The sequence below is a fragment of the Micromonospora sp. H61 genome (assembly GCF_018070325.1).
Taxonomy (GTDB): domain Bacteria; phylum Actinomycetota; class Actinomycetes; order Mycobacteriales; family Micromonosporaceae; genus Micromonospora; species Micromonospora salmantinae.
Window position 1 is genome coordinate 1 of the sequence record NZ_JAGPXY010000138.1, and the last position, 5,183, is coordinate 5,183.

The window sequence follows — 5,183 nt, forward strand, 5'->3', positions numbered from 1 at the left end:
GCGGGGACTCCCTGGTCCACGTCTACTCCCCCGCGGGCACCCAGCTCGGCACGATCCGCTCCGGCAACTCCGGCACGACCAACGTGGCATTCGGCGGCCCCGACCGGCAGACCCTCTTCGTCACGTCCGGCCGGTGGGGCGACTCCGGGCTGTACAGCGTGCGACTCAACGTCCCCGGATATCCGTACTGACCGACTGCTGGATGGCGCGCCGCTGTCGTCATAGCCCGACGAGGCGGCGCGCTATCCGGCGGTCGCGGCGATGAACACCACCGCCCCGACCACCACAGCGCGGCGGCCAGGAAGGTCTGCCGGCGGGCCCGGCGCAACGCCTCCCTGACCTGCCAGGCGTGCGCAGTAGCGAGCAACCAGCGCAGGTACGGGTCGGTCCGGGCGATGTTGCGGCGCGCGGCGGCGAGCCCTGCCCGGAGGGGGGCCCGCTCCTGCGGCGGAGCCGTCGCCCGGCGGCGGGTGATCGTGCACCACCACGGGGCGACGAAGATGGCGCAGCTCGCCGGCCAGGGGGTGACGCCACCGTGGCGGGTGGCCTACAGCGACTCGCTGTCGGATCTGCCCATCCTCGGCGCCGCCGAGCAGCCCGTGCTGGTCAATGCGAACGCGCGTCAGGTCGCCCGGCGGCAATGTGCGCGCGTCGTCACCGTGCCGGACCGTTCGGCCTCAGGTGGGCAAGCGCGCGAATGGGGCCGGTCACTCTTCGGGCGTTCGGTGCCGAACCGTGCCGCGAGGGGCGCTACGCGCGCTGCCACCGCGCGGTGTGGGTGTAGGCGTTCGAGAGTGCGAATGAACACGGGGCAAGGCCGAACCTTCGTTCCGAACAGTTCGGGACGGGCGTATCCCTTCCCGCTCTCGCTCCTGCCGGTCAGGGTTGGTTCCAGTGCCAGTCGGCCTGGGTCAGGGTCAGGGTCAGGGTCAGGGTCAGGGCAACGAGACCAGCCCGACTCCGGCTACGCCCCTCAGGCGGGAGTGGACTTCCGCGACGGGACCCACGCGGTGGCGACGGCAATTGCCTCGGATAGGAGAGCCTGACAAATGCCTAGACCGGCATCTCTGCCAGCAGCACCGACACTTGTCACACTGGGCCGATCGCAGGTGGTGGTCTGATGAAGCTGCGTGAACGCGTCCCGAAGATTGGACCCACCCGTGAGGTGACCACGCTGCAGACCCTGGAGCGCGTCACTCCCCTGTTACGGACGGTCGGAGTGGCCCGGGTCGCCGACATCACCTGGCTGGACCGGATCGGAATTCCCGTCTACAACGCGATCGTGCCGCGATCTGATGATCTCCTCTCGGTCTACAACGGCAAGGGGCGTACCCACGACGACGCGCGAGCGTCGGCGATCATGGAAGCGGTGGAGCGGTTTGCCGCCTGGCAGCCCAGGACGCCGGATCGCATCGCCTCTTACGCTGAGCTGCGGGACGCCAACGTGGCAGTGCTCGACCCGGCCGACCACAATCTCGCGCCCGGCCACTCCTACCGTACGGACCGGCCAATCTCCTGGGCCCAGGGCTACGACCTACTGCGGGACGAGCCGGTCCACGTACCGCTGAGCCTGGCTGGTTACTACGTCCGCTTTCACGAGGTCCAGTGCTTCGCGATCAACACCAGTAATGGGCTGGCCTCGGGCAACTCGCTCGAGGAGGCAGTCTGTCACGCCCTCTGCGAGGTGATCGAGCGTGACGCGTTGACCATGGCGGATCTGGTCAGTAACCGCATCCCCCACATGATGCGTGACAAGCTCGGCGCGGCCGCGCCCGCCGGTGCGGTGACCGCGCTGGAGGACAGTACGCCGAGTGTGGATCTGGCGACCCTGCCGGAGGCGGCGCGCTGGTTCGCCGACCGTATCCAGGACTCGGGACTACCGCTGGTTGTCAGGGACATCACCTCCCCGCTCGGCATTCCGACCTTCGCCGCCGTGGTCAACGAGTCGTTGGCCGAGACCTTCTCTCCCGGCCATTCCGGCTACGGCACGCACCCCAACGCCGAGGTGGCGATCATCCGGGCACTTACCGAGCTGGCCCAGAGCCGAGCCGTGGACATTCAAGGCATGCGCGAGGACATCAGCCTGCCCAGTGTCGAGGCCGACACCTGGGGTCACCACGTGTCCCGCCGTGGGGAGGTGGACCGCTCGGTGTGGCCATGGCGGGAGTCTGTATCACCGGTGAGTTTCGGCGACGTACACAGCTACCCGAGCGACGACGTCATCGCCGACACGCGCCTGATGCTCGAACGACTGCGGGACAACGGACTGGAGAGGGTCATCGTGGTTGACCGCACACCCCCGGGCTTCCCGGTGCACGTGGTCCGGGTGATCGTCCCGGGGCTCGACTCCTGGGCGATCGACCAGAGCAAGCTCGGCCCACGGGCTAAGGCGCGCTGGGACGAAGCGCTGCGGACGGTGGCCACGCCACGGAAACGGGTCGACCCGACGGGGGCCAGACGATGACGCGCGCGGTGGTTTTCGCCGGGCCCAGCATCGACGCCGCCACGGTCACCGAACTGGCACCAGTCGAGGTACGACCACCGGTCAAGCGAGGCGACATCGACCTGCTGCTCGCCGAGCCGGAGCCGCCGACCCACATCGGCATCATCGACGGCCAGTTTCTCCAGCAGTTGATGATCTCTCCGAAAGAAGTGCTTCGGGCCATCGACCGGCACCCTGAGCCGGTACGGGTGTTCGGCTCATCAAGCATGGGAGCTCTACGCGCGGCCGAACTCGTCCACGAGGGCATGGTCGGCGTCGGACAGGTCTTCGAGCTGTACCGGTCCGGCGCGATCAACGCCGACGACGAGGTGGCGGTCACTTTCGACACGGATTCGCAACGCGCCCTGTGCGAGCCGATGGTGAACATCCGGGTGGCGATCGCTGCGGCGGTGGACCGCGGTGTGATCTCGCCGGGCAGCGCCGAGACCCTACTGGCCGGGGCCAAGGGTCTCTACTTCCCCGACCGTACCTATGCCCGGATCCTGCGGCTGCCAGGGGTACGTGAGGCGGTCGGTGAGCCGGAGTTGGTGGCGTTACGGGATTTCCTCGACACGGATGCCCCGGATGCCAAACGCGAAGACGCGATTGCCCTCCTTCGCCGGATGGACCTCCGCTAGCCGTCGAACGCTTTCACCGGCGATCGCGCAGACGTTGGGTCTGTCGCGACCGCCGGACCGAGGGTCGGTCGCACGTCACCGAGGGAGCATCTTGTCGACTTTGCAGAACCCGGGCCCGGATGTTGTCCGGGGTTGTCCGCCCTCGATGACGATCGAGATCGTTACCGAGACACCACTGCTTCGGCACGGCCTCGCCGAACTACTGAAGAAGGTTCCGAACTTCTCCGTGTACGACGGCCGTCTGTCGCCCAGCACCTCCCCGGCTCCCGCGGGGGACTCGCCGCACACCACGATCCTGATCACCGACCCCGGCGACGAGTTACCGGACCTGTTGGTTGCGCCCATTCTGGACGAGCGGCCCGACTCGAAGGTCGTCGTTCTGACCGACTCCGACGACCATCTCTTCCTGTGGAAGGTGCTCACCTCGGGCGCCCATGCGTGCCTCGCGATGGGAGTGCAGTTGGAGGAGTTGGTCTGTGTCATTCAGGCGGTGCACCGCAAGGAGGACCGCTTCATCCTCTCCGCACCTGTCGGTACGCTCCGCAAGCTGCGGCCGACCACGGTGGCACCCGGTCCGTTGACGAACCGGGAGGTTGAGATCATGCGGTTGGTTGCCGCGGGCATGAGCAACCGGCGAATCTCCGAGCAGTTGTTCATCAGCGAGACCACAGTCAAGCGGCATCTGACGAACGTCTACGCCAAACTCGACGTCAACTCCCGTGTCCAGGCCATCCAGCAGGCTTTCGGACGCGACCTGGCGGAAGGGTCAGACGCCTGACGGTGTGCGTCGGGTCCGGCGACACCAGCTCGGCGCATCGCAACCACGCCCCAACGGATCGGACCTCCCCCGGCCGGCCGTCAGCACCGCGCCTGCGCGCCGCGGATCCCGGGGCCGGGTCAGTCAAAGGTGGGTATCCGATCAGCTCGATGGCGCGGCTCACCCGGGCTGGGCCATCCATGTATTCGGCACCGTCCCACAGGTAGACCGCGCCCCACACCTGGCGTTGGGGGTTGGCGAACCACGTTTTCAGCCGCATTCCCGGCAACTGGGCGTACGCCTCGACCGCGTAGTCACGCAGGTAAGCGCGTAGGTCTTCAACGGAGACTCGCGACTTGCTCAGGTCCCAGAGGACGAACTGCAGATACATCCGGGTTGGCTCCTCGATCTCGTCGCGACTCAGGGGAAGGGGTGGGGGTGCGGGTTGACGTCCGAGGGCTTGAGCGGCTGCGCTCGGTAGCCGAGCCGGTACGGAATCTCCTGCAACCGAGGTATCCCGTCCACCCGGCGCAGGTGGTGGCCGAAGGTCATCGGCAGCGTGCCAGGAATGATCACCTTGGCGCCGGCTAGATCCTGTGAACGCTGTTCGGGCGTGGTCTGGTCCACGGCGATCACGTCCATGCCCTGGTCGAGGTAGCGGCGAACCAACTCGCGGAGATCGTCGCTGAGGTCGGCGTGATGGAACGCGTCGGGCTGTGTCATCTCGGCGAAGCTCACCGAGCGCGGCGAACCGGTCAGGAAGTCAAGGCGGGCGGCGGCGGCACGGGTGCCGTACAGCAGGGAGTGGTGGTTCATCTCCGTTACCAGCAACCCGTTCCGCACCATGTGTTCGGCCTGGTCCCGCTGGCCCGGATAGCGGCCCATCAGGTCGACCAGGATTGCCCCCAGTTCGCTCAACGCGTTCTCAGCGGCGATCTCCGGGTCGAGGTGGCTGCCGGCGGCGCAGACGGCCTTGGGCCGTTCGTCGTCGTCCGACGGGTCCACCGCCAACGCCCAGACACAGGGGATGCCCTGTTCGAGGGTGATGTCGAAGGCCATGACGGTGTAACCGGTCTCCGCCCGGATCGCCTCGGCGATGAGCGGGACCATCCGACGGCGCGCCGTGCGTAGGTCGATCCGCGGCACCGGCATCTGCGCATACCAGGTCATCAGGAACGCGTCGCGCTCAGCGACCTCGAGGATGCCGTGCAGTATCGCCTCTTCCAGACTGCCGCCGAGGGCACAGCCATTCGAGATCTCGTAGACGAACGGCGTCGCTTCGTGCTCGGAGTGATGGACCCGGTAG

Annotated in this window: 5 protein-coding genes; 4 read left to right on the plus strand and 1 reads right to left on the minus strand. The window is 67.5% G+C overall.

All coding sequences use genetic code 11. From position 1 onward, the window contains the following. The 4 genes from KBX08_RS32040 to KBX08_RS32055 all read left to right on the plus strand — a co-directional run. The coding region (locus KBX08_RS32040; RefSeq protein WP_210787502.1) for an SMP-30/gluconolactonase/LRE family protein at window positions 1–191 on the plus strand (191 nt) is incomplete at its 5' end. Between the two features lie 929 nt (window positions 192–1,120). Continuing rightward, on the plus strand, window positions 1,121–2,464 hold the full coding sequence (locus KBX08_RS32045; protein WP_210787503.1) for a YcaO-like family protein: 1,344 nt from the start codon (window positions 1,121–1,123) through the stop codon (window positions 2,462–2,464). Next, window positions 2,461–3,120 carry a TfuA-like protein gene (locus tag KBX08_RS32050; RefSeq protein WP_210787504.1) on the plus strand — a complete coding sequence of 220 codons (660 nt, stop codon included), beginning with the start codon at window positions 2,461–2,463 and terminating at the stop codon, window positions 3,118–3,120. Before KBX08_RS32045 ends, KBX08_RS32050 begins: the two co-directional genes overlap by 4 nt. A gap of 145 nt (window positions 3,121–3,265) precedes the next feature. Beyond that, window positions 3,266–3,898, plus strand: a complete 633-nt coding sequence (locus KBX08_RS32055) for a response regulator transcription factor (RefSeq protein ID WP_210787505.1) — start codon at window positions 3,266–3,268, stop codon at window positions 3,896–3,898. Window positions 3,899–4,297: 399 nt separating this feature from the next. On the opposite strand, the gene KBX08_RS32060 is transcribed toward KBX08_RS32055, so the two are convergent. Beyond that, window positions 4,298–5,183 (minus strand): YcaO-like family protein (locus KBX08_RS32060; RefSeq protein ID WP_210787506.1); only part of this gene is annotated, 886 nt, incomplete at its 5' end.

Coding starts and splice junctions, on each gene's coding strand:
- KBX08_RS32045 (WP_210787503.1), top strand. CDS start 1,121: ATGAAGCTGCGTGAACGCGTCCCGAAGATTGGACCCACCCGTGAGGTG.
- KBX08_RS32050 (WP_210787504.1), top strand. CDS start 2,461: ATGACGCGCGCGGTGGTTTTCGCCGGGCCCAGCATCGACGCCGCCACG.
- KBX08_RS32055 (WP_210787505.1), top strand. CDS start 3,266: ATGACGATCGAGATCGTTACCGAGACACCACTGCTTCGGCACGGCCTC.